Origin of the sequence: Acinetobacter sp. WY4 (genome assembly GCF_018438165.1) — a bacterium.
In the GTDB taxonomy this organism is placed as follows: Bacteria; Pseudomonadota; Gammaproteobacteria; order Pseudomonadales; family Moraxellaceae; genus Acinetobacter.
Genome location: NZ_CP053947.1, coordinates 2,615,121 through 2,640,573, shown reverse-complemented (window position 1 = coordinate 2,640,573; position 25,453 = coordinate 2,615,121). Strand labels below are relative to the sequence as shown.

The following is a 25,453-nucleotide window of genomic DNA, read 5'->3' as shown; positions in this document are numbered from 1 at the left end:
GCCAGGAAAAATAAGGAAGAATGCCATGTCACTCGTGCGCTTGGAAAAAAATAACGGCATTGCCACTGTTACACTGAATCGTCCGGATAAACGCAATGCCATGAGCTTTGCCCTGCTGCGCGAACTGGTCGCGACTGCACAAAAAATCAAAAAAGATAAAAGCATCCGATGTGTGATTTTAACGGGAGAAGCCCAGGTCTTTAGTGCCGGTATTGATCTGGCAGATTTAAATAATCCTAAAAATCGTGCTTATGCCGCATGGGAACTGATCCGTCCGGGTCAAAGCTTATTTCAAAAAGCATTTCTGGTCTGGCAGGAATTGCCAGTCCCGGTGATTGCAGCGATGGAAGGCTTCTGTTTTGGTGCCGGCATGCAGCTTGCTCTGGCCGCAGATATCCGCATTGCCCATCCTGAGACCAAAATGTCGATTATGGAAACCCGTTGGGGACTGGTGCCTGATATGGGACTCAGTCGTTCGCTGAAAGGCCTGATTGGGATTGATCAGGCCAAAGAGCTGACCTTGACTGCCCGGATTTTTGATGGTGAATATGCCAAAGAAATCGGTCTGGTCACCCATGTCGATGAACAGCCACTAGGAAGAGCACAAGCCTTGGCTGAGGAAATGCTGCAACGTTCTCCAGATGCGCTGATGGCCTCTAAATTTGTACTGGATGCCATGCAGCATCGTCCGAATAAATCCCTGCGTATGGAAAAAATCTGGCAGCTGAAATTATTACTGGGTAAAAACAGTCAATTGGCCCGTAAAAAAGACAAGAACCCAGAGGTTCAGTTTGTACCACGCCAATACAAATAAGTCGAGTCTGAATCAAGGAAAGGAATAAACCAAAGCATGCTGTTGAATCGCGATACTAAAATTGCCTTTTTAGGTATGGGGCTGATGGGCACTCGTATGACCACACGTCTGCTTCAGGCAGGTTTTCAGGTGGCAGTCTGGAACCGCACACCATCTGCCTGTGAGCCCTTGCTGGATCTAGGTGCAACTACGCTATCTTTGGATAAGATTACAGATTACCCGGTGATACTCACCTGTCTGGCAGATGATCAGGCAGTGCAATCTGTTTTTGCTCAGATCGAACCGTATTTGCTTACGGAGCAAGTGATTGTGGATTTTTCCAGTCTTTCGGTACAGCAAACTCAAGCACTTGCCGCGCAAGCACAGGCCAAGAAAGTAATCTGGATTGACTCTCCAGTTTCAGGCGGTACCGCCGGAGCTGAACAAGGCAGTCTGGTGATTTTTGCCGGTGGTAATGCCGCGACTATTGAAAATCTTAATCCGATCTATGCAGTACTTTCACAACGCGTGACCCGCATGGGTGATACGGGTACCGGTCAGGCGACTAAAATCTGTAATCAGCTGATTGTGGCTGCCAATAGCACCTTGATCGCAGAAGCGGTCGCCCTTGCTGAACTTGCCGGGGTGGATACACGTTTACTGGCGCCTGCGCTGGCGGGTGGTTTTGCCGACTCCAAGCCTTTTCAGATTCTGGCACCGCGTATGGCCACGCAAACTTTTGAACCGGTGCAATGGAAAGTACAGACCTTATCCAAGGATCTGAATAATGCCGTGCAACTGGCACAAAGCTTTGACCTGGATGTTCCGGTGGCGACTCAAGCTTTAACGCAGTTACATGCTCATCAAGCCCAAGGCTTTGCCGAAGCAGATCTGGCTACTGTAATCCAGCAACTAAAACATTCATAACGCTTGATTGATGCGGCCTTGAATCTTGAAGAGAAAGACATGATTAAACTTGCCGTCAACCTGTCGATGATTTTTACCGAAGTGCCGCTGATCGAACGTTTCGCGCTGGCTCGTGCACAGGGCTTTAATCATGTGGAAATCCAGTTTCCTTATGAACTTACGATTGGCCAGATTCAAAACCAGCTCAGCACCCATCAGCTAAACTTGTGCCTGATTAATGTGCCGGCAGGTGATTTAATGCAGGGCGGTCATGGTCTGGCTGGCATTCCAGGACAGGAAATCGAGTTTCGTCATGCGGTTGAGCAGGCTATCCAGTATGCTACCGCATTGAATGTACCTCGGGTGAACATTCTGGCAGGAAAACAGCCTAGGGATTGTGATCTTTTACCCTGCCTGAATACGCTGGCGAGTAACCTAAAAATGGCCTGTTCAATGCTGCTTGAGCATCAAATTGAACCGGTCTTCGAAATGATCAATGGCACCGATATGCCACGTTTTTTGATTCAAAATGTTGCCCAAGCCCAGGAAATGCTGGAAGCGGTACATCATCCGGCCTTAAAAATGCAGTACGACTGTTACCACATGGCAATGATGGGCGAAGATGTCTTAGAAACTTTGCAAGAAAATATTGCCTCGATTGGTCATATCCAATTTGCGGATTGTCCGGGACGGCATCAACCCAATACGGGTTCAATTCAATATCATGATATATTTCAGTGGTTAAAACATAGTCAATATCAAGGTTATGTCGCTGCCGAGTATAAACCTAGCGGACATTCCAACGATTCCTTTGACTGGAAAGCCGAGTTCTTTCCGGAGCATGACTGAGTGGACTGCGGCTTCATTTGAAATTCAGGACTAAAACCGCTATATTAGACCATGCATAATTGTTAGGAAATTACACACCCCATGAATTTAGAACCATCGCCCAGCGCTTCTAATTCTCACGATCTTACTATGAATTCAAATTCTCAAGCTGTACAGGACTGCTTAAAAATCGTACATGCTGCACTTGAAGATGTAAAAGCAAAAGAAATTGTTGAGCTTGATGTTAGTGGTATCAGTAATGTTGCTGATGCTATGGTGATTGCAAGCGGTACATCGACTCGTCATATCAAATCATTGGCCAATAACGTTGCTGAAGAAGCACGTAAAGCTGGCTTTCGCCCTCTTGGTATTGAAGGCGAACGTGATGCTGAATGGATCCTCATCGACCTCGGTTATGTTGTGGTTCATTGTATGCTTCCAACAGCGCGTAAATTCTATGACCTAGAAAGCTTATGGCGCAATCCTGCAGATACAGATTCTGTAGCGTAAAAACCGAATATTCAAAAAAGCGACCTGTGTAGGTCGCTTTTTTATTGCCTGCGCATCGGACTTTATAAGCCTTAATACCACTGAACCTATAGCTATTTTTCTTTAATTTTTACCTGCTCTTATGCACCGATTTAACTGCTGTTTTAAGCTCAATTCATCATAAACATAGAAACCCGATGACTGCGCAACAATCCTTATAACACGATATAAAATATTGCAGCATAAAAACCACCCAGGGCGGTTTTTGTTTAATCCTCCCCGACCCTTCTTTTTCAAAGGAGGGAGCCTTTAGCAAAAAATCCCCCTTTATTAAAGGGGGACTTAGGGGGATTCTAATGATTTAAATGATTAGTGACCCGTACCATTAATGGCTTTGGTCATATCTTCCACCACTTTCTTGGCATCACCGAAGATCATCATGGTCTTGTCATTATAGAACAAGTCATTGTCGAGACCTGCATAACCGGTTGCCATAGAACGCTTAATCACCATAATCGTACGTGCCTTATGCGCTTCCAGAATCGGCATACCATAAATTGGCGAGGTTGGATCATCTTTCGCCGCAGGGTTCACAACGTCGTTCGCACCAATGACCAGCACCACATCTGTTGCCGGGAAGTCCGAGTTGATCTCATCCATTTCCAGAATGTCTTCATACGGTACGTCCGCTTCAGCAAGTAGTACGTTCATATGACCTGGCATACGACCTGCTACAGGGTGAATCGCAAAACGAACCGTTACGCCCTGCTCTTTTAGCAAGTTAGCCAATTCTTTTACCGCATTTTGTGCACGGCCTTGCGCCATACCATAACCCGGTACAATCACCACGCTGTCTGCATTTGACATCAGGAAGCCTGCATCATCTGCCGAGCCAGAACGGTGATTACGTTGAACCTGTTCACCTGCTCCTGCTGTCGGCGCAGCTGCACCGCCCATCGCACCGCCAAACAAAACGTTGATGATAGAACGGTTCATCGCTTTACACATGATGTAAGACAGAATCGCACCTGAAGAACCCACCAGTGAGCCTGCAACGATCAACATGTTGTTTTCTAAGGTAAAACCAATCCCCGCTGCTGCCCAACCCGAGAATGAGTTGAGTAGCGATACCACCACTGGCATATCACCGCCACCGACTGGTGCAATCCATACCCAGCCGAATGCCAGTGCAAGACCTGTCATTGCCCAGAACGAAGTCATATTACCCGTCAGGAAGAAGTGAATACCAAAACCTAACATTGCAATAAAGATAATCGCCTGAACCGGTTTCACCCATGCACCTGAAATGGTTTTTGCCCATTTCTTCGCGGCCAGTTTGCCATAAGCAAAGACTGATGCTGTAAAGGTAATCGCACCCACGAAACAGCCCACAAACAGTTCAAATAAATGAACACGGCTCATTTCATGGAAATTCACACCATTGGCAGCCAACAGGTCTGGACCAAGTTCGATCAGTTTGTTGTTGTGAATAATGGCAGCGACAGCAATCAGTACCGCAGCCAGACCCACCAGTGAGTGCATCAACGCTACAGTTTCAGGCATCTGGGTCATTGGAACTGTACGTGCACGGGCAATACCCACGATTGCACCCAGCACCATTGCGCCAATGATCATCCAGACGACTGGATTCTCAGCTACAAAGAAGGTGGTTACGACCGCAATAGCCATCGCGATCATTCCGTAACGGTTACCGGCAATCGCAGTTTTAGGACCTGATAAACCACGTAGCGTCAGGATAAAAAGAACGGCACCAATCAGGTAGAACCAATCCGCATACTCTCGAATCATTTCCATGGATTAACCCTCTTTTTTCTTTTGCTTAGGTTTAAACATTTCCAGCATACGAGCAGTCACGGCAAAGCCACCGAAAATATTAATGCTCGCCAGGAATACTGCAATCGCGCCAAGTACGCTCACCACGTTAATGGTCTGGAAATCCACGCTACCTTCAACGCCAATCACCGGCAGGCCAACAGTCTGAATCATTGCACCGACAATAATGATCGATGACAAGGCATTGGTGACCGCCATCAACGGCGTATGCAATGCTGGTGTTACACCCCACACCACGTAGTAACCTACGAAAATGGCAAGGACAAAAATCGTAATTGTTTCAACCATGAGTCTTCTCCTTAACCACGTTTCAGCAGCACTTGGCCGCCATGAGTGACGAGTAGGGCTTTTTGAATTTCTTCTTCTTGATTCAGGACAAAATTCTTATCTGCATCAAATAGTGTTTCAACGAAGTTAAATACGTTACGAGCGTATAAAGCAGAGGCTTCAGTTGATACAGTCGACGGAATATTTGGAATGCCGATAATTTTGACGCCATTGTCGGTATGGACTGTTTCGCCACATTTCGAACCTTCGACGTTGCCGCCAGACTCTACTGCCATGTCCAAAATTACTGAACCTGGTTTCATTTTCGCAACTGTTTCAGCACGGATTAAACGCGGTGCATCACGGCCCGGTAAAAGCGCTGTGGTAATCACGATGTCAGCATTTGATACCGCTTTATCAACAATTGCAGCCTGATCGCGGATGTATTCTTCACCCGGCATCCAGCCATAACCATTTTTGGCAGCATCTGCAGCTTTTTGCTGCTCTTCAGCAGACATCGGCACGTCTAGCCATTTACCGCCCAGAGATTCAACCTGATCTTTGGCAGTTGGACGCAAGTCCGTGGCTTCAACGATGGCACCTAAACGTTTTGCAGTGGCAATCGCTTGCAGACCCGCTACGCCGACACCCATAATCACCACACGAGCCGGTTTAACCGTACCCGCAGCAGTCATCAGCATCGGGAACATGCGCTGGTATTCAGCCGCAGCCAAAAGCACCGACTTGTAACCTGCAAGGTTGGCTTGAGAAGACAAGACATCCATGTTCTGCGCACGAGACAAGGTTCGTGGTAAAAGTTCCAATGCAAATGCAGACACGTTTTGTGCCGCGAATTGGTCAAGCTCAGTATTACGGTAAGGATCAAACATTGCCACGATAGTGGTGTTCGGGTTGAGTTTTTGAATTTCATCACCTTTCGGTGCACGAACTTTTAAAATCAACTGACTGCCGGTATAGGCATCATCCGTAATTTTGGCACCAACTTGTTCATAGGCACTATCGATATAGGCAGCTTTAACCCCTGCACCACGTTCGATAATCACGCTATGTCCTGCGCTGATCAATTTCTTTACTGTCTCTGGCGTCGCAGCGACGCGATTTTCACCGACAACAGTTTCGGCTGGAATTCCGATCTGCATGAGCGTTCCTCAAGCTAATTTTTCTTAAGTAAACATCGTGTAAACGATGCTTCCCCTCAGGATGTGTTCTTGTTGAATTTTTGGATTCTAATCAAACTGTTTGAAATTACCACCTACTATTTATTTAATAAATACCTATATTTTGAACTGATGATTCATAAAAATGATGCTGCAATAGCACATTTATTTAATTCTCTAGCTATTCATATTCGATGATTTTATAAACGATATTCATTCCACTGAATGAAATATCCAGATTTTGCTGGCGTAAATAAGCGCGAATTTCTGATTTATTTTGTTACATTGATGATTCTGACAATGATTGCTGTATTTCTTGATTCAGAAGCAGACTTTCAATTTCTCTAGTCCCTATAGATAGCGGCACTTTAGCTGCGTCGTTTTTTTAGTTTTGACTTTTTTGACAGATTTAGTACTCAAGCAAGAGCACTGTTTTTAGATGTTAAAATCGTATTTTATGAAATGATAGAATTTGTTTTGAGCAGATCTTCATCAGACATAATTGATACATCTGACAAAAAAATAATCGCCAAAATTTTATAAGACCCAAGTCTCAAACAGTCAGATAAAGGGTAGAAAAAAACCTTGCGTACTATTTATTATATTAATGTACTGAACTTGATTCAAAATGGGAAATCCCATTTTTGCACCAAATTTGCGCAACAAAATAGAGTAAATATTCCACTTTTTTTGGCTGAGTGCTCCTTTTTTATTGTTTCTAGATCAAGCTGCGCTTTAATGAAGCAACCCCCTCATTAAAAGATAAAAAATTCTGTAAATATTCACTCATACTTTCTATTTGAAATTGCACTTCTTTCATTAAGCTGCCTGAGTTCTGACAATTTTCAATGCTGGCAATATTTCTCTACTTTTAAAGCAAGAACTTCTGGCCTATAGTGCCCTCAATTTGAACATTATTCTAATTCCTCATTTAAGTTCTTCCGGTCTGAATACAAGGTTAGCCCTATGCACACGCCCCTCGATATTAGTCAAAATAAGCCCTTATTATGGCTGATGGCGATTGCATGCGGCTTATGTGCCGGCGCTAACTATTATTGCCAGCCGCTGATTTCATCGATTCAGCAGTATTATCAGGTACCTGAATCACAAGTGGCGCTTACTGTCACTTTTGCTCAAATCTCTTATGCCCTGGGCCTGCTTTTTATTGTACCTTTAGGGGACATGCTGAATAAAACCAAACTGATCCCTTTCCTCATGCTGGGTGCAGCAGCAGGTTTATTTATTTGTGCCAGTGCAGTGAATCTGCCAATGCTCTGGGTCGGCACTATCATTGCCGGACTGTTTTCCGTAGCTGCACAGATTCTGATTCCCTTGGCCACCATGGCGGTCAAACCGGAAAAAACTGGAGAAGTGGTGGGCTTCCTGATGAGCGGATTACTGGTTGGCATTCTACTTTCGACCAGTATTGCCGGATTACTTTCCGACCTGTTTCACTGGAAAATGATTTATATCCTCAGTGGCATAAGCATGCTGGCCTTAAGTTTTTATTTGAGAGGAAAACTACCGAGCCTGCCACGTCTGAGAATCAGCTATGCAACAATTTTTAAATCTATGGGGATATTACTCAAGCAGGAACCACGACTGGTTTTGCGTTCACTTACAGGTGCGTGTGCTTTTGCTGCCATGAGTATGTTGTTCTCCACCATCGCTCTGCTGTTGACGCAAGAACCTTTTCAGCTTTCTGATGTCATGGTCGGACTGGTCACGCTGGCCGGTGTATTTGGCGCACTTTCTACACAGTTCATTGGTAAATGGGCCGATCGTGGCCATATCAAAACACTGAGCTGGATCGGCTGCTCTATCCTGATAGGAAGCTGGCTATTTTTATATTTTGGTGCAGTATCTTTGCTCAGTTATATTCTGGGTTATGGACTGATAAATCTTGGGCTCGCAATTACGCACAGCTGTAACCAGAACGTAATTTTCCGCCTGCGCCCGGATGCCAAATCACGGGTCAATTCACTGTATATGACCTTGTATTTTATTGGCGGTGCCTGTGGTTCAGCCTTAGGGGTTTATGCCTGGCATCACGGTGGCTGGAGCATGACCTGTCTGGCAGGACTTGGGCTAGCTTTGTGTGCTACCTTATTTGCCCTGCTGGATCAATGGTATCAGGCCCGGACAACTGCATAAGTATTTTGACTATATTTAGCTGACTTGCGCCGCCGGATAATAAGGCTTATTCAGATCAAGAGTGTGTGAATTTTCCAATAAAATACAGATAAAAACCGGCAATAAGGCTGCCAGAATCCGGCAGCTTTCCTCTAATGATTTATAATTCAGCGAGCTGTGATACGTGGCGCCACCCTGCATTATCTGATGGTGCAAGGTAGATAAACGCTGAAATATTCCAGCTAAAATTTCAACAGAATTTCGTTCTTTTAAAGCATGCTGTATATTTTTTTTCTGTGTTTCCAGATCAGCTTGACAGCTTTCCAGACTAATTTTCTGATGGCGATAATCCCAAAAGCTTTGTTCCACATAGGGATTGGCCAAGAGTGAGCGAATCGGCTGGTGGTATTTGTCCCAGAGAATATGATTAATTTTCTGATCCAGATCCTTTTGGCAGAGTGTTTCCAGAAACTGCTGCAGCTTGCTTTGATCTTGAACTAGATCACTCTCATCTGCATAAATCGCCTGAAAGCTGATCCACAGGCTGATAAACTTAAAATCCAGATCCTGATCCAAGTCTAGCGATTTTTTAAACCAGCCTAAGCCCCGATGAATTCTTAAATTAAAATGTGCCGAATTTTGTGCTTTATGACTTTTATAAATTTCCTCCAATAACAACATGATTATTCTCCTTATTTCTAAAATTTTTATCTTCATCTTTCTCCTATCAAAATATACCATTCCAACTTGACTGGGAATTCCAATTTTATTTCTTTTTTCATTCCCTGGATTTACCGGGCTAGCTCAAGTTCGCCGGGTGGTTTTTCTGATTTTATGCTAGTATTACGCCCTCTTTTTGCGACGTCAGCCGATCCGGTTTTAGCCAAAAACCAATCGCTGAGTGCTCGCATGAATTGCTTCTTCTTTCTTCCATTTCGTTAAGGCGTGATTTTGAATGACTGATCTGACCACCATTGAAAATAAACTTCAACCACGAATCAGTGTTGCGCCGATGATGGATTGGACACAAAAATAAAATATTTACATAAATTATAATAAGTTAAAGACAAATAAATATATTAAGGTGTAAAAATGGTGTAAAAGCTATTTGCAACAAAAACAGTAGAAAATTTAATTAGGATTAGGAATAATCGCCAAAGTTCTGCTGGTATCGACTTCTAGACTTCCAGCTTTAACTAGAATCAATATCCTCCTACATGCAAGAAAAAATATAAGTCTTAAACAAATGAATACTATCTCCATAATCGATATTGATCTACCCGATACCATAATACAGTCGTGAAAAATAAGAAATCGTTTGCCCCCAATCTACTTTCTACTTTGATTAGTCTACCCCCATAATACGATAAGCTTACTCAGCTGCAGAATCACATATAGTTGATAAATCTCTCAACTATTCACTTTAAATTTTATATATAAGAAATTTTGATAAAAAATGCATAAATATTAAATTTATCAAATCAAAAAAATGTATTAATCTCTACAAAAAATGTTAGGTTTATTACATGATAATTTCAATTTTAGTCTCATCATTACCCAGTCATAGTACGACTGCTAGGATGCGAATATGGCGCTCCCTGAAGGCTCACGGAGCAGCTACATTAAGAGATGGGGTATATTTGCTGCCTTCACTTTATTCTTCTAAGTTCGAAGAAATTGTGACTGACCATTTAAATGAGCATGGTAGCGCATATATTTTTGAATCGGAAATACCTGATAATTTAGATCTCTCTACTTTATTTGATAGAACTGAAGACTACCAAGCCATCAGTAATGAAATTTTAGAACTCAGCAACAATCTTGACCCAGACCAAAAAAAAATTATTTTAAAACAAGTTCGTAAGCTTAGAAAAAATTTAAACACATTAGTTGATATCGACTATTTCCCCAATACCTTACAAATAAAAGTATTGAATGAATTAACTCATTTAGAAGGAGTGATTGCGAGATTAGGAGAAATTGATGAACCACACACATCTTCCAATCTCATTCCTCTTTTACAAAAGTCTGATTACCAAAACAGAATTTGGGCTACACGTAAACGACCTTGGATCGATCGCTTAGCTTGTGCTTGGCTCATTCAGAAATTTATTGATCAAAACCCAACTTTTGTTTGGCTCAACAATATTAACGATTGCCCACCAGAGGCAATTGGATTTGATTTTGATGGTGCCACATTTACCCATGTTAATGAATTTGTATCTTTTGAAGTTTTATTGCATAGCTTCAATCTTGCAAATCATGCACTTAAAAAAGTTGCTGAAATAGTCCATTACCTGGATGTTGGAGGAAATGAGCCGCCTGAAGCTATCGGCTTTGAAAAAGTATTGCATGGATTAAAATTAAGCATCACGGATGACAATCAGTTCGTTCAACTCTCCAATCACATTTTTGATGGTCTTTACACCAACTTTAGTGGTGACAACTCATGAATAATCTACAAGAAGATAAAACAGAAACTATTCCAGACGTTAGCTTTAAAGCAGCGTTTATATTTTGGCTAAAATTAGGATTTATCAGCTTTGGAGGCCCAGCTGGTCAAATCGCAGTCATGCATCAAGAGCTTGTTGAACAAAAAAAATGGATCTCAGAAAAGCGCTTTATGCATGCTTTGAATTACTGCATGTTGCTACCAGGGCCTGAAGCACAGCAATTAGCGACTTATATCGGCTGGTTAATGCATAAAACCAAAGGTGGTCTTATAGCCGGATTATTTTTTATTCTGCCATCGCTCATCATTCTTATCACGCTGTCTTGGATCTATGCAAAATTCGGCAATCTACCCGTTATTGCCGGGCTGTTTTATGGTATCAAACCCGCCGTGACAGCTATTGTCTTTCACGCAACCTATCGAATTGGCAGTAAGTCGCTAAAAAATAAATATATGTATGCTATAGCGTGCATTGCCTTTGTTTTAATCTTTGCCTTCAATGTTCCCTTCCCTTTAATTGTTTTACTTGCAGCAATGAGCGGTTACATGCTCAGTAAATTTGATCCAAGCCTATTCATTGGAAACACTCATCAAGGCAGTTCTAAAACTTACGGTAAAGCCATCATTGATGATGACACTCCAACACCTGAACATGCGATCTTTAAATGGCCCAGACTCATTAAGCTTCTAATCATTTCTGCCCTGCTCTGGTGTCTGCCTATATTGCTACTTACGTCAATTTACGGCTGGACTCATGCTTATACACAAATGGCGTGGTTCTTTACTAAAGCAGCACTTATGACCTTTGGCGGTGCTTATGCAGTACTACCTTATGTTTATCAAGGTGCTGTGAATTTCTATGGATGGCTTAAACCCACACAAATGATTGACGGTTTAGCATTGGGTGAAAGTACACCTGGCCCCCTTATTATGGTGGTCGCTTTTGTTGGGTTTATGGGGGGATACAATCTGGATCTGCTAGGACCAGATCATAAGTTTTTGGCTGGTGCATTGGGAGCAACCATTGTGACATGGTTTACTTTTCTTTTTTCATTCATTTTTATATTAGGTGGAGCGCCAGTGATTGAATCAACTCATAATCAGATTAAGTTTACAGCTCCACTTACTGCAATTACAGCGGCTGTAGTAGGTGTAATTCTTAATCTCGCATTATTCTTCGCATATCACGTATTGTGGCCAAAAGGATTTGAAGGACAGTTTGACTATATTGCTGCATCCATTACTTTAGCAGCTTGTATTGCTCTATTTAAATTTAATCAAAGTGTATTAAGAGTGATTGGTTTTGCTGCTGTTTTAGGATTAATCATCCAACTCAACATATAAAAAATCTATGAGCAGGACATTCATCTTGCTCATTTTATTAGTTGATTTAAACTGCTGCTGAAAGCTTGAAATTGCTATTAATTTCTACCGACACATGAACCACTTCTTCATGAATTGAAAGAGCTTTACGCACTACATCTGCTGTAATTGCTGAATTCTGACTATCTAAAGAAAGAATACAAGAAAACTTGCCACGACCAACTTTCCATACATGCAAATCAGTAATCTCAAGCTGAGGATCAAGCTCTTCAATCACTTCTCTAATTTCATCTACGACAGGATGCTCCATTTCAGCATCAAGCAAAGTTTTACCTGTATCTCGAATCAGTCCCCAAGACCATTTTGCAACCAGTATTGCACCGACGATACCGAGCACTGCATCTAAAAAATCCCATCCAAAATACTTACCTGCAAATAAGGCAATAATGGCAAGTACAGATGTCACTGCATCTGCGACTACATGTAAAAATGCAGCTTTTTGGTTTAAGTCATGCTCTTCATTTTCATGATGTTCATGCCCATGGTGGTGATCATGATGATGGTGGTCATGATCATGACCGTGATGATGGTGATGATGGTGATGGCCGCCTTCATGTAATAGCCACGCGCAGACAAAATTGATAATCAAACCAATGACGGCGATTGCAATCGCTTCATTATAGTGAATATTGACTGGGTTAAATAATCTTTCAATTGATTGGATTCCCATAAACACAGCAACGACCATCAGCAAAATTGCACTCGAATAACCCGCTAATATTTCAATTTTCCATGTGCCAAAGCAAAAACGTGGATCATCTGCATATTTACGTGCTACACGATAAGCTAAATAGGCTAGTCCGAGTGCTAACATATGAGAACTCATATGCCATCCATCAGCGAGCAAGGCCATGGAATTAAAAAACCATCCTCCAAAAATTTCAAACACCATCATGACACCAGTCAAAATGGTCGCAATTAAAATTTTTTTCTGTGCCAACGGATTGCCCTCATCAAATTGATGAGAATGTTTACGATTAATTTCAGTCGATGATTGCATTTTAGGTTGCTGTCAATAATACTCCCCCATAGTATATTTTTTTAAGTTGAAATACCATGTCCCATTTAACCGAAAATAAAAAAGTTCTTAATCGAGTACGTCGGATACAAGGTCAAACTCAAGCCATAGAACAGAAATTATTGAACCCAGAAAGTTCATGTATAGAGGTATTACAGCAAGTTGCAGCGATTAAAGGCGCAATCAATGGTTTGATGAATGAACTTATAGAACAGCATTTACGTGAACATGTTTTGGCCAATCAACATGAACATGTCAATGAAGATGAATTACAGGAGTTTTTAAAATTAATAAAACGCTATTTATAAGACACAAGCCTTAGCACTTCTTTTTGAAGTGCTAAGGCTGATCAAATTTTTAATGACAATGATAATCACCAGTTTTACTATTGGTATGACAGCCTTGAGAGTTAGTACCACCAGAGTGTGCGCTAACTATTGTGGTCAATGATGTTAATAAGCAAAGTATTAAGATCTTTTTCATTAGTATTATCCCCGTTAAATGACTTAAAATTAGAATTTAAATTGTACACAATTTAACCAAGATAAAAAGTTAAATAGCAAAAATATTATAATAAATGAGATAAATGACGAAATACCGCCCACCTTTAGCTATCGTAACTATAATTAAAAACCGAATAAATTTTTCCTTCAAAATTCCACTGACCAATGTTGCTGGATCACCAACGATAGGAACCCAGCTCAATAATAAAGTCCATGATCCATATTTTGCATATAGTGCTTGAGCATGAATAATCTGTTCCCTTTTTACAGGAAACCAACTCTTATCCTTATGCATTTCAATTTTTAAACCTAACCACCAATTTACACATGAACCTAGAACATTACCAAAGGTAGCGACCATTAATAGAAAGCCCACTGAATATGTTTTCATAGAAAACAGTCCGACTAGGACTGCTTCTGACTGTAAAGGTAGCAAAGTCGCTGCACCAAATGCACTCAGAAATAAACCGATATAAACCAACATTTTCTAATTAAATAAATTGATTAAGTACGATAACGGGCCGAACGTGCATGGGCATCTAAATTTTCCTGTTGAGCGAGAATGTCAGCGACGTGTGCCAGTGGTTTAACACCTTGCTCAGAACACATGATCAAACTGGATCTCTTTTGAAAATCATATACTCCCAAAGGTGATGAAAACCGTGCAGTTCCTGAAGTCGGCAAAACATGGTTCGGTCCAGCGCAGTAATCACCAACGGCTTCGACAGTATACTTTCCAATGAAAATAGCCCCCGCATGACGAATACCCGCCGTCATATCTTGCGCAATTTGTTGCTCAACACAGAGCTGGAGATGCTCAGGAGCAATTCGATTAATCACATCAATGCCCTCTGCTCGATCCCGAACAAGAATCATTGCTCCACGATTATTAATCGATTCTCGTGCGATATCTCCTCTAGGCAGTACTTCTAAATGCTGATGTAAAGCAGTATGAACCTGTTGCAATACCTGTTCATCATCAGTAATAAAAATGGCCTGTGCTACAGGATCATGCTCTGCTTGGGATAGCAAATCCATGGCAAGCCATTCTGGATTACAGTCCGATTCAGCATAAACCGCAATTTCAGAGGGTCCTGCAATCATATCTATCCCCACCTGCCCAAATACAGCTCGTTTTGCAGCAGCTACATATTTATTGCCCGGCCCGGTAATTTTATCTACACGAGGAATACTTTCAGTGCCATACGCTAGAGCCGCTACGGCTTGTGCACCGCCTATAGTAAAGACCTGATCAACACCTGCAAGATAGGCCGCCGCCAATACCAATTGATTCAGTTTTCTTTTAGGTGCAGGTACAACCATAATGATTTCACTAACACCAGCAACCATTGCAGGAATCGCATTCATCAGCACTGATGAAGGATATGATGCTAAACCTCCGGGTACATAAATCCCAACACGATCTAAAGGAGTCACCTTTTGTCCCAAGGTATTACCAAATTGATCTTCAATCGTCCAACCTGACTGTAGTTGTGCTTCATGAAATTTTCTAATGCGTTGAGCAGCAAATTCCAACGCATTTTTGACCTCATCCCCCAATTCATCAAATGCATTTTTTAGCATCTCTGGTGACAAAACCAGTTCTGAAAACTCAAGTGCCGGATGCTGATCAAATTGCTGCGTATATTTTAATAACTGATCATCACCTCCCACTCGGACTGCCTGGATAATCTGATCTACGGTAGTGACCAATTGAGCATCGGTAACGGTTTCAAAACTGAGTAATTCTGAAAGTGAATTTTCGAAACTTTGATCTGTTGATTTTAAAATTTTCATCACTGTATCTCTCTAACAGGAGCATATTTGAGTACTTGAACTAGAATGCAAAATAAGAATTGTATTTTTTATTCAAAGCACATTTTCTATCTTTTAATCTATTCAATAAGCTTAGCTTATTTCGGCCAATGCTGATGGTAATGATCGACCATGAATTCATGTTCATGTTTACCATCCTTATTATGTTCGAGGAGATGTGCATGATCTGGTGGTAAATCTGCATGATGATGTTCTTTCACCTCATCATCTCTTGCTGACCAAAGTAAGCTTGCTGCAATGAATGCAAGAACAGCAATAATGGCCATTGGAATAAAGGTAAATAATGTTCCAAAGTTGGTACTGAGCCAGCCCACCAAAGGATAGGTAATCAGCCAGCAAGCATGAGAAAATGCAAATTGAGCTGCGAATAATGCAGTGCGGTTTTCACTGTCTGCAGATTTACGAATTAAACGTCCTGTCGGTGTTTGTGCAACTGAATAGCCAATACCTAAAATAAACCACAGCACCAATAAGTTATTAAAATTGCCAATGAAATAGCCCATAAATAAGCCAATCACAAGGATAGCAGTACCTGCAAGCATTACTTTGCGGTCTGCAAATTTATCTATAATTTGGGGTAGGATGAAAGCTGAAAGCATTGAACCCAAGCCAAACAAACCAAATGCTAATGTAGTTGCATGTTCTGTTAATTTAAAAGTGGATTGTACCAATACCACAGTATTTACAATGACCAGCGCGCTTGCTGATGCAATAGCAAGATTGAGTGCCAAGAGAGCTTTCAAGCGTGGGGTATTTAAATAAATTTTTGCCCCTTGCTTAATACGGTAATACACGCCTTTAAATTCAGGAACTTTAGCCCTAGGAAGTTTGGCACTCACGACAAATAATGCTGAACCAATAAATCCAATTACAGTTCCTAAGAATAAATTGTGATAACTGATGTAGGTCAATAAAAATGCAGCCAGCATTGGGCTAATAATATTTTCTAAATCATAAGCTAAGCGAGATAATGACAAGGCATTGGTATATTCTTTTTCTTCTGGCAGTACATCAGGAATCATGGCTTGAAAAGTCGGGGTAAATGCTGCTGAAGCTGATTGCAAAATAAAAATAAGCACATAAATTTGCCAAATTTGCGTCACGAAAGGTAAACACAATGCTGTACAAGCCCGAATAATATCCAGAGTAACAAGTACTTTTTTACGTGGCAAACGTTCTGCAAAAGCAGATGCAATTGGTGCAACTCCAATATAGGCAATCATCTTAATGGCTAAGGCGATGCCTAAAACCTCTGCGGCTTGACCTTTGGCAATATCATAGGCTTGTAATGCAAGTGCAATCGTAATCAACCCTGTACCAACAAGTGCGATCACTTGGGCCAAGAACAAATGTCTATAGGTTGTGTTTTTTAATACTTCAAGCATTTTAGAGACTCCTTATTCAGAACCTAACCATTTATGCCAATTAAGATCTCCTTGGACTAGTCCAAGGAGATTATTTCAAACTTAAAAAACTTTTTTCATCTCGCTAAACTGACCTTCAACATTCAGTGTTACCGTCACGTTCTGCTCTGTACGATTGCGCCAGAACCAACCATGAGAGCCATCAAATGCTGCTGTTAAAGTACCTTGTTGTGCTGTTTCATTACGACCTTTTCCATAACCATGGTAAAAATCTTTAGGTGCATTTACAGGATCACCGTGAGAATCGTAATTCAAGCCACCACCATTAGTTTTCCAATCAAAATTCACGCTGGCACCTTCAGGCATTTTTACTTTGACTTCAGTTGCTTGACCAGGTTTAAGTTCAATACTAATTGAGTCTTTCATAATTCCGGGCATAACCGCTGTCTGAGCAACAATATCTTCTTCAACTGGACTTACCACTTGAGCATTAGAATCTACAGTTCCATCAGTTGATGAGCTTTCTGTCACACCCATACCATTTTCAGACTCTTCTGCAAGTGACTGCTTAATCTCACCCATATTGGTTAAACCAAGTACTTTACCTATACCGGTAGGATCAATGGCATATTCTGCTGGCATTACACAGGTCACGAGAACCACGACTGCGCTCACAGCTGCAATAATGGTAGATTTAATTAACTTTTTAGATGATGGAAGTTCAACATCTTTTGGAATTTCATTGTTATACATTGCTTAAAACCTTTTATTGAGTGAAGTATCCAGTGAGCTGAAGACCCACCAATAGAAAACCAAGGAACATGAGAAATACGTTACTCTGATATGCCGTTTTGAAGAAAAAAGAGGTCTTTCTCCACATGGTCATTAACAATAAAATGATACAGAGCGCCATAAATTGACCTAATTCAACACCAATGTTGAATGAGATTAAGTTGGCTAATAACCCATCTTCAGGCACTTCATATTCTTGAATTTTCACGGCCAAACCAAAACCATGGATCAAACCAAAGATTAGCGTCGCAATCTTTGTATTCGGTTGAAAACCAAACCAGCGCTGGTATGCACCAAGGTTATCCAAAGCCTTGTAAACAATAGAAAAACCAATAATGGCATCAATAATGTAAGCATTCATCGAAATGTTGTAATACACACCAACCAGCATGGTGATTGAATGCCCAATGGCAAACAGGCTGACATACAGGCCAATATCCTTCATTCGATAAAGGAAAAAGATAATCCCAACCAAAAAAAGTAAATGGTCATAGCCAGTCACCATGTGTTTAGCGCCCAAGTAAATAAATGGAATCACATGGACACCATATATTTCTTGGATATAGCCCTTATCCCCTTCGGCAACACCATGTGCCAATAAGACAGGACTGAATAAAATCAAACTCAATACCACAAATAGTTTCAAGCCGATTTTGTTCTTCACATATTGTGAAAAATAATTCGTCATCAATTTAAACTCCAAAAAAAATAAAAGAATCGAAAAAACCTTTAATGTTTTTGGTGGTTTAAAAATTCGACTGGCCATCAAAAAGATATAACGCTGAATACGATCGCGTATTTTCCCTGTAGAAAGCAGCAATATTAGTGCAAGAAGTTTTATAGCAGCATATCCCACGACATGCTCATAGAGGTTATCGGTATGCATATGCATTTGCACAGATTCATGCTGATGTGCATGAGCTACATCAAGATTTGAATAATGTTCAATTACACTTATTTCTGAAGCATGCTGATTAAAATGCAAGCACAGCACGAGACTCAAAATACAGGCCAGCCAGATTTTGACAATTTTCAGATTTTGATCTCGCACTATACTCATCATGGGTCTATTCCTGAAAACGATTATTCTGAATATGGAATAGGTTGAGTAGGTTCTTTTGGTCTTCGCTTTTGATTAAACCAGACATAAAGTGTTGGCAGAATAATCAAGGTTAATAAGGTCGAAGATATAATCCCACCGATGACCACAGTAGCGATTGGACGCTGAACTTCTGAGCCAATCCCGACGTTTAAAGCCATTGGGATAAAGCCTAGAGATGCAACTAAAGCTGTAATTAAGACTGGACGTAATCGCTCCAATGCCCCTGTTTTAACTGCAGAGATAAGTTCTTGACCTTGTTCAAGTCGTCTTTGAATGGCTGAAACCAGAACCAACCCATTTAAAACAGCGACCCCTGACAACGCAATAAAACCAACTACAGCAGAGATCGATAAAGGAATATCGCGCAATGCAAGTGCAATCACACCGCCTGTCAATGAAAATGGAACACCTGTAAATACCAATACACTATTACGAATGTTACCAAGTGCCATGTAAATCATTACAAAAATCATCAGTAATGCGATTGGCACGACAATCATTAGGCGATTGGTTGCAGACTCCATTTGTTCAAACGTACCCCCCCATGAAAGCCAATAACCTTCTGGCAGCTTGAAACCTTCATCAATCTTTGCTTGTGCTTCAGCAATGTAGCTACCAATGTCAGTACCACGGACATTGGCTGTGATTACAATTCGACGCTTACCATTCTCACGAGAGATTTGGTTTGGACCTTGAATGGTCTTTAGTTCAATCAGTTCAGATAGCAATACGCTGGTTCCATTTGGCAAATTCATCGGCACTTGGTATAGCTTTTCTAAATCTGTTACTGAACTTTCATCCATCCGTACAACAATATCGAATTTTTTATCACCCTCAAAAACAAGACCTGCTGTCTGTCCAGTAATTAGACTCGCAACTTGGTTTTGAACATCTTCAGCATCTAATCCATAATTCGCAATCATGTCTCGTTTTAATTCAACTGAGACCATAGGCAAACCTGTCATCTGCTCAACTTTGAGATCAGCAGTACCATTAACGCCTTCTAAAATTTCAGCAACTTCTTCACCTAATTCAAGGAGCTGATCAAGATCATCACCAGAAATTTTGACAGCCACATCCGTACGCACACCTGAGATTAGCTCGTTAAAACGCATCTGAATCGGTTGAGTAAATTCATAGTTATTACCGTAAACAGCTTTGGATACACGCTCAATTTCGGCAACGACTTCTGATTTCTCTTTATCAGGATCAGGCCATTGATCTCGAGGTTTTAGAATAACGAAATTATCTGCCACGTTTGGTGGAACTGGATCTGTTGCAATTTCAGCCGTACCAACTTTGGCAAAAATAGTTTTAACCTCAGGAATTTCCTTAATTTCTTTTTCAAGTGCATACTGCATTTCAATCGCTTGAGTTAAAGAAGTACCAGGAATACGTAGGGCATGTAACGCAACATCACCTTCATCTAAAGATGGAATAAATTCAGAACCTAAGCGTGTCGATAAACTTGCACTAAAAACAAAGAAGATAGCGACAAAAGCAATCAGCTTATAGCGGTGATTTAAAGACCAATCAAGGATTGGGTTATAGAAGTTTTTGATCCAGTGTACAATTTTGGATTCCTCATCTTTCACTTTACCTGAAGTCACCAAAGCAACCATAGCTGGTACAAATGTGATTGAAAGAATCATAGCAGCCAAGAGCGCCATTACCACAGTCAACGCCATAGGGGTAAACATCTTACCTTCAACACCAGACAGCGTCATGATCGGCAAATACACCATGATAATGATCAGTTGACCGTACAAAATTGCTTTGCGTGATTCACGTGTAGCTTCGAACACTGTGGCAAAGCGTTCTTGACGCGTTAGAACTCGACCCAACTCTTTTTGTTTTAGCGCAAGTTTCGCCAATGATGCTTCAACAATAACAACTGCACCATCTACAATAATACCGAAGTCCAAAGCCCCCAAGCTCATCAAGTTGGCACTGATCTTTTGGTTTACCATCCCTGTAATAGTCATGAGCATAGACAACGGAATAACCATGGCAGTAATTAATGCAGCACGGAAATGTCCAAGGAAAATAAACAGGACTACGATAACGAGAATTGCACCTTCTAGAAGGTTCTTTTTCACTGTTTCAATGGTGGCATCAACCAGAGTAGTACGGTTATAAACAGCAGATGCTTCTACACCTTCTGGTAGTGATTTTTGGACTTCTTTTAACTTTTCATCAACAGCATGTGCAACATTTCTCGAGTTTTCACCAATAAGCATAAAGGCTGTGCCAAGCACAACTTCTTGACCATCTTTAGTTGCTGCACCAGTACGGAGTTCATGACCAATCGAAATTTCAGCAACATCACTCAAGCGTAGGATATAACCATTACTTGTAGTTACTGGGATATTCTTAATTTGCTCGATAGAATTGATTTGCGAGTCTGAACGAATTAAATACTGTTCACCATTTTTTTCGATATAGCCTGAACCTTTGTTTGAGCTATTCTTAGAAATCGCTTCCACAATATCTTGCTGATCTAAACCAATGCTACGGATATAAGCATAGTTAGGGCGCACGACAAATTGCTTAAGATATCCACCAATGGTGTTGATTTCATTGACACCTTCGACATTTCGTAATTGTGGTTTAATCACCCAATCTTGAAGAGTACGAAGTTCTGTTGGCGATAAAGGATTTGGACTATCTTTACTGTTTTCCACGGTATACATGAAAATTTCGCCAAGACCTGTAGACACAGGACCCATCGATGTAGAAATACCACCCGGTAAACTTGCAGTTACACCTTGTAGTTTTTCATTCACCAATTGGCGTGCAAAATAAATATCAGTGCCTTCATCAAAGATTGCAGTAACTTGCGATAAACCATATCGAGACACTGAACGCGTGTAATCAAGATTTGGAATACCAGCCAAGGCTGTCTCAATTGGATAAGTTACTTGAGTTTCCATCTCAAGTGGAGATAACCCTTTTGCCTCACTGTTAATCTGAACCTGAACATTGGTAATATCAGGTACGGCATCAATAGGCAGTTTAAAGTAGTTATAAACGCCTAATGCACCAATCAACAAGAAGGTCAAAAGTACAAACCATCGACTTCTTATCGAGAATTTTACAATTTGATCAAACATAGTCGCTCCCCTTATCAGTGATCATGAGAAGCGCCAGATTTACCTAGCTCAGCTTTTAGTAAATAAGAATTGCCTGCTGCATAAAGTTGTCCAGGTTTTAAACCTGATTTCACCTCGATGAAACCATTAAATTTATCCCCCAACTCTAGTGGACGAGCTTCGAAATCATTCCCTACACGAATAAACACCACATCCCAATCCCGGAAGTTCTGTAAAGCATCTTCACGAATCACCATGGCTTTCATACTTTCTTTTTCAAAAATATGAGCGCTAATCAACTGACCTGAACGCCATTTAAACTGATTCGGAATTTCGACAAAGATTTGTGCAGTACGAGTTTTAGGATCAATAACATCACTAATATATTTAATACGTCCTAGCGCTTCTTCCGTATTCGGTGCTTCAGCTTTTACTGTTACTTTGTTATTTGGGTTTATCAAATTCAGTTTATCTGCTGGCACATTGACAACAGCCAAAAGCTGAGATGTATTGGCTATCTTGAAAAGTGGTGTTGATGGGTTCACATTTGCCCCCACAGCTCCAAGAACTTCTAGGACTGTACCCGACATAGCAGCACGTACTTCAATCGTACCATTTCCTGCCCCGCCATAAGAACGAATTAAACTGTTTTGTTCATTCACACGGACAAGTGCATCATCGTATTCACGCTTCGCATTGATATAGTCAACTTCTGGTGAAACACGTTTTTGCCACAAGCTTCGCTCCTGCTCCATTTTTTTTCGGGCAAATTGTAAATTATCTTGCGCAATTTTTTGTTCTGCAGAGATACGAATCAGTTCCTGACTTTGCACCACTGCTAGCAAATCACCTTGATTGACTTTATCTCCAATCGAGCGATAGGTTTTCAGCAATGTGCCACTTGCTTTTGGTGTCACAAAGCTTTCAAAATTATCTGGAAACTTCAATTCACCTTTGAGCTCCAACGCAGTTTCAAATTGCATTGGCTGAACCTTCAGCACCTCTAATCCACTGCTTTTTAAACTGGAGTCTGGTATCGTGACACGGCCTTCTTTGGTATCCCATTTCCAGCTATGTTTTTTGCCTTGATAACTCACATTAACGATCATTAGAAATGAATGTGGTTCATAGACAATTTCATTGCCAATCAAGTAATCACTTTCTGGTGTAAAACTGATGTTTTGCTCGGCATCTAAACGCTTAATATAAATATTGGCTTGCAGCTCAGATGGCTTTAATGGTTCATCCTTGAAATAACCATACACACGCAAGTGTGGCTCTACACCTTCTTCAAAGATCTTCACCTCTGCCGCAAAATCACCATCACGGTATAAGCGACCGCCATGAGGCCCTTTTTCATCCCCAGGAACTGCCGCTTTTTCTTCCACAGCTTCCCCATGTTCAGATGTCACAGGCTTGTTCGATGTTTTGTACCAAGCAATCGCACAAAGCACCACCAGTAATGCAATTGCCCCTGAAGCAATCAATATATTCTTAGGCTGATTCATTGTATCTCCCCCTTATTCCTTCGCTAAATCAGTGACATAATTGCGTTCAACTTCGGCAATTTCATTTTGCAAAGCCAACCACAGGTCATAACGAGCCAAATGCTTATCTAGCCAAATTTGTTTAATGCTATTGAATTCAAGCAGTGAAATTTTCCCTGCCTGATAACCCATTTCAGCAATACGAAGACTTTCATTGGTCGCGGGAAGCAAGGTTTTGTCATACTGATGTATGGCATCAATCAGATTTGAAATCTGAATTTGTTTATTTTCTAATTCAATTTTTGTGTTTCGAGCAGTGAGTGCAGAACGTATCTCCGCATAATTTTGCTCTGCTTGAGCAATAGCGATTTTGCCGTTATTACGGTTAAACACGGGAAGCGGTATGGACGTTGACACTAGAAATACCTTGTCATTGGTTTCTTGATAGTTCCGAACACCAACACCTACCGTGATATCAGGTACAGCTTCTTTTTTTGCTAACTCAAATTGAGATTTTGCAAGCTGACTTTTTAAGCTTGCTTCACGCTCGCTTAAACTGGTTTTGTCAGAAAAGTTAATTGTTAAAGGAACTTCAACGGCTTGGTTAGGTAAATCTGGGATGAATTTAGAACATAAATTTTTCTGATACTGAATCTTTTTTAGCTCATTGGAATGACGTAATTTAGACTCAGAAGACAATGCTGAACTTAGTTGAACTTCAGAAGGAATGACTCGACCGAATTTCAATTTTTCATTCAATACATTTGCTTGACGTGCATTGAGTTTACTTTCTGTCGCATATATCTGTGCACGTTGTGATGCAACAAACCAATTTGACATGCAAATGCGTAAATCAGCTTTTAAGTCAGCCTGTCTTTTTACGATTTCATATTCGTTGGTATTGCCTTGAAAACCTGCAACCTGCTGACGCAATGCACGTTTGTTATTGAGTGGAATCTCTTGCGATAAGCCAATCATGGTTGAAGGACCATCTAACTCCTTCAACTTGGAATTTCCAAGATTATCCAATTCGGCATTGAATGTTGGATTATTCAATTTGCCAGCAAATTTTTGATTTACTTCAAAAGCAGTTTGGGAATTCTGCAAACTCTTTAATATAGAGTCATTTGCTATGACCTGTTGTTGAAGCTGTGCATAATTTGACGCTGAATTTGCGTATATCGATACTACAGCTAGACCACAGGCTATAAAAAGCTGTGTTTTTTTAGACATAATTCTACCTATACAAAAAAATGAAAATTATTTCTTGTATAGGAAAATCAATTTCTAAGGACGATTAATGACTTTGAATATGTATAAGAATTACATAAAAAATCCAGTCTCTTTCTGACATCAAATATTCGAATCAGACGTTCAAAATAATGCAGGAAAAACAGGATAAGAGGTAGCAGAAAGCTAATGAGGAAAACAGGATCTATAGAGACTTGATCAACTGCTTGAATCGGTTTTACAGTATGATGAAATTGCGGTTCATCATAACTTTTCCAGCTGTGATTTTTTGTATCTTCTTGCGCTGTCGTTGGCTGATCATCAATATGGGCTAATGACCATTGGCTAGAGTCTGCAGCAGTATCGGCTGAAATAACCACTTCATGATGATGATCGAGATTTTTAACCAAAACTGGCGCCCACGTATAAATCCCCGTCGTTGTTATAGCAAACAAAAACAGGACAAACACAATAATAAGTTTTGTAAACTTATTGGTGAGCATCATCAATGGAATCTCTTAAATCTAATGAAAGGATACTCAATCAGATTTCAAATGTAAATCAATGAAACACCTTTTTCATTTTTAGAATCTAATTTATGCTTCAAATATAACAAAGCTCTTGAGTGAGTAAATTCTTCTGCATGTTTATTGTAGTAGCCTATTGTTTTCATTCAGAACACTTAGGCTAAAAATCAAACTCAGTCTACAAGAAAACAAAAAAATAAGGGAGCCTAAGCTCCCATC

23 protein-coding genes are annotated in these 25,453 nt (G+C 40.7%); 8 read left to right on the top strand and 15 right to left on the bottom strand.

Going from position 1 to position 25,453, the window contains the following annotated elements; genetic code table 11:
- The first annotated feature begins 25 nt into the window (after positions 1-25).
- The 4 genes from G4D73_RS12385 (at position 26) to rsfS (ending at position 3,037) form a co-directional block, all read left to right on the top strand.
- Positions 26-814 (top strand): crotonase/enoyl-CoA hydratase family protein, encoded by a 789-nt coding sequence (locus tag G4D73_RS12385; protein WP_213686877.1) that lies wholly within the window; start codon positions 26-28, stop codon positions 812-814.
- Positions 815-850: 36 nt separating this feature from the next.
- A complete protein-coding gene (locus tag G4D73_RS12380; protein ID WP_213686876.1) occupies positions 851-1,720 on the top strand; it encodes an NAD(P)-dependent oxidoreductase in 870 nt (289 codons plus the stop codon).
- Between the two features lie 39 nt (positions 1,721-1,759).
- Positions 1,760-2,548 (top strand): hydroxypyruvate isomerase family protein, encoded by a 789-nt coding sequence (locus G4D73_RS12375; protein ID WP_005101810.1) that lies wholly within the window; start codon positions 1,760-1,762, stop codon positions 2,546-2,548.
- A gap of 81 nt (positions 2,549-2,629) precedes the next feature.
- The gene (rsfS, locus tag G4D73_RS12370) at positions 2,630-3,037 is read left to right on the top strand and encodes a ribosome silencing factor (RefSeq protein ID WP_213686875.1); all 408 of its coding nucleotides are present in this window, start codon (positions 2,630-2,632) and stop codon (positions 3,035-3,037) included.
- Between the two features lie 348 nt (positions 3,038-3,385).
- Here the strand turns inward: rsfS and G4D73_RS12365 are convergent, their stop codons facing one another.
- The 3 genes from G4D73_RS12365 to G4D73_RS12355 are packed head-to-tail and all read right to left on the bottom strand — an operon-like array spanning position 3,386 to position 6,297.
- Positions 3,386-4,831, bottom strand: coding sequence for an NAD(P)(+) transhydrogenase (Re/Si-specific) subunit beta (locus G4D73_RS12365; RefSeq protein WP_004281643.1), 1,446 nt, complete (start codon positions 4,829-4,831; stop codon positions 3,386-3,388).
- 3 nt (positions 4,832-4,834) lie between these two features.
- Complete coding sequence (locus G4D73_RS12360; protein ID WP_004281642.1) at positions 4,835-5,158, bottom strand: proton-translocating transhydrogenase family protein; 324 nt, start codon at positions 5,156-5,158, stop codon at positions 4,835-4,837.
- Positions 5,159-5,169: 11 nt separating this feature from the next.
- The gene (locus tag G4D73_RS12355; RefSeq protein ID WP_213686874.1) at positions 5,170-6,297 is read right to left on the bottom strand and encodes a Re/Si-specific NAD(P)(+) transhydrogenase subunit alpha; all 1,128 of its coding nucleotides are present in this window, start codon (positions 6,295-6,297) and stop codon (positions 5,170-5,172) included.
- Positions 6,298-7,281: 984 nt separating this feature from the next.
- Between G4D73_RS12355 and G4D73_RS12350 the strand changes: the two genes are divergently transcribed.
- Complete coding sequence (locus G4D73_RS12350) at positions 7,282-8,469, top strand: MFS transporter (protein ID WP_213686873.1); 1,188 nt, start codon at positions 7,282-7,284, stop codon at positions 8,467-8,469.
- Positions 8,470-8,484: 15 nt separating this feature from the next.
- Here the strand turns inward: G4D73_RS12350 and G4D73_RS12345 are convergent, their stop codons facing one another.
- Entirely contained in the window at positions 8,485-9,129 is a 645-nt protein-coding gene (locus G4D73_RS12345) for a hypothetical protein (RefSeq protein WP_213686872.1), read from the bottom strand.
- A gap of 845 nt (positions 9,130-9,974) precedes the next feature.
- Here G4D73_RS12345 and G4D73_RS12340 point away from each other — a divergent pair.
- Both G4D73_RS12340 and chrA read left to right on the top strand, forming a co-directional pair.
- Positions 9,975-10,901: a chromate resistance protein ChrB domain-containing protein gene (locus tag G4D73_RS12340; protein WP_016658602.1), complete on the top strand. Its 927-nt coding sequence runs from the start codon at positions 9,975-9,977 to the stop codon at positions 10,899-10,901.
- The gene (gene chrA, locus G4D73_RS12335) at positions 10,898-12,244 is read left to right on the top strand and encodes a chromate efflux transporter (RefSeq protein ID WP_016658601.1); all 1,347 of its coding nucleotides are present in this window, start codon (positions 10,898-10,900) and stop codon (positions 12,242-12,244) included. The genes G4D73_RS12340 and chrA overlap by 4 nt, the downstream gene beginning before the upstream one ends.
- Before the next feature lie 46 nt (positions 12,245-12,290).
- Here chrA and dmeF read toward each other — a convergent pair whose 3' ends face one another.
- On the bottom strand, positions 12,291-13,283 hold the full coding sequence (gene dmeF / locus G4D73_RS12330) for a CDF family Co(II)/Ni(II) efflux transporter DmeF (RefSeq protein ID WP_016658600.1): 993 nt from the start codon (positions 13,281-13,283) through the stop codon (positions 12,291-12,293).
- Positions 13,284-13,339: 56 nt separating this feature from the next.
- On the opposite strand from dmeF, the gene G4D73_RS12325 reads away from it, so the two are divergent.
- Positions 13,340-13,609, top strand: coding sequence for a metal/formaldehyde-sensitive transcriptional repressor (locus G4D73_RS12325; RefSeq protein WP_016658599.1), 270 nt, complete (start codon positions 13,340-13,342; stop codon positions 13,607-13,609).
- 49 nt (positions 13,610-13,658) lie between these two features.
- Here G4D73_RS12325 and G4D73_RS12320 read toward each other — a convergent pair whose 3' ends face one another.
- The 10 genes from G4D73_RS12320 to G4D73_RS12270 form a co-directional block, all read right to left on the bottom strand.
- A complete protein-coding gene (locus G4D73_RS12320) occupies positions 13,659-13,784 on the bottom strand; it encodes a YHYH domain-containing protein (RefSeq protein WP_155757095.1) in 126 nt (41 codons plus the stop codon).
- Positions 13,785-13,853: 69 nt separating this feature from the next.
- The gene (locus G4D73_RS12315) at positions 13,854-14,288 is read right to left on the bottom strand and encodes a YqaA family protein (RefSeq protein ID WP_213686871.1); all 435 of its coding nucleotides are present in this window, start codon (positions 14,286-14,288) and stop codon (positions 13,854-13,856) included.
- A 20-nt stretch (positions 14,289-14,308) separates the two neighbouring features.
- Positions 14,309-15,601: a histidinol dehydrogenase gene (gene hisD / locus G4D73_RS12310; protein ID WP_213686870.1), complete on the bottom strand. Its 1,293-nt coding sequence runs from the start codon at positions 15,599-15,601 to the stop codon at positions 14,309-14,311.
- A 116-nt stretch (positions 15,602-15,717) separates the two neighbouring features.
- Positions 15,718-17,025 carry an MFS transporter gene (locus tag G4D73_RS12305; protein WP_213686869.1) on the bottom strand — a complete coding sequence of 436 codons (1,308 nt, stop codon included), beginning with the start codon at positions 17,023-17,025 and terminating at the stop codon, positions 15,718-15,720.
- Between the two features lie 81 nt (positions 17,026-17,106).
- Positions 17,107-17,757, bottom strand: a complete 651-nt coding sequence (locus G4D73_RS12300; protein WP_016658593.1) for a hypothetical protein — start codon at positions 17,755-17,757, stop codon at positions 17,107-17,109.
- Positions 17,758-17,770: 13 nt separating this feature from the next.
- The gene (locus tag G4D73_RS12295) at positions 17,771-18,484 is read right to left on the bottom strand and encodes a HupE/UreJ family protein (protein WP_035363463.1); all 714 of its coding nucleotides are present in this window, start codon (positions 18,482-18,484) and stop codon (positions 17,771-17,773) included.
- A gap of 395 nt (positions 18,485-18,879) precedes the next feature.
- On the bottom strand, positions 18,880-22,011 hold the full coding sequence (locus G4D73_RS12285; RefSeq protein WP_016658591.1) for an efflux RND transporter permease subunit: 3,132 nt from the start codon (positions 22,009-22,011) through the stop codon (positions 18,880-18,882).
- Between the two features lie 14 nt (positions 22,012-22,025).
- Positions 22,026-23,498 carry an efflux RND transporter periplasmic adaptor subunit gene (locus tag G4D73_RS12280; protein ID WP_016658590.1) on the bottom strand — a complete coding sequence of 491 codons (1,473 nt, stop codon included), beginning with the start codon at positions 23,496-23,498 and terminating at the stop codon, positions 22,026-22,028.
- A 12-nt stretch (positions 23,499-23,510) separates the two neighbouring features.
- Positions 23,511-24,710 carry a TolC family protein gene (locus tag G4D73_RS12275; RefSeq protein WP_016658589.1) on the bottom strand — a complete coding sequence of 400 codons (1,200 nt, stop codon included), beginning with the start codon at positions 24,708-24,710 and terminating at the stop codon, positions 23,511-23,513.
- A gap of 47 nt (positions 24,711-24,757) precedes the next feature.
- A complete protein-coding gene (locus tag G4D73_RS12270) occupies positions 24,758-25,210 on the bottom strand; it encodes a hypothetical protein (protein ID WP_035363461.1) in 453 nt (150 codons plus the stop codon).
- Positions 25,211-25,453 lie beyond the last annotated feature (243 nt).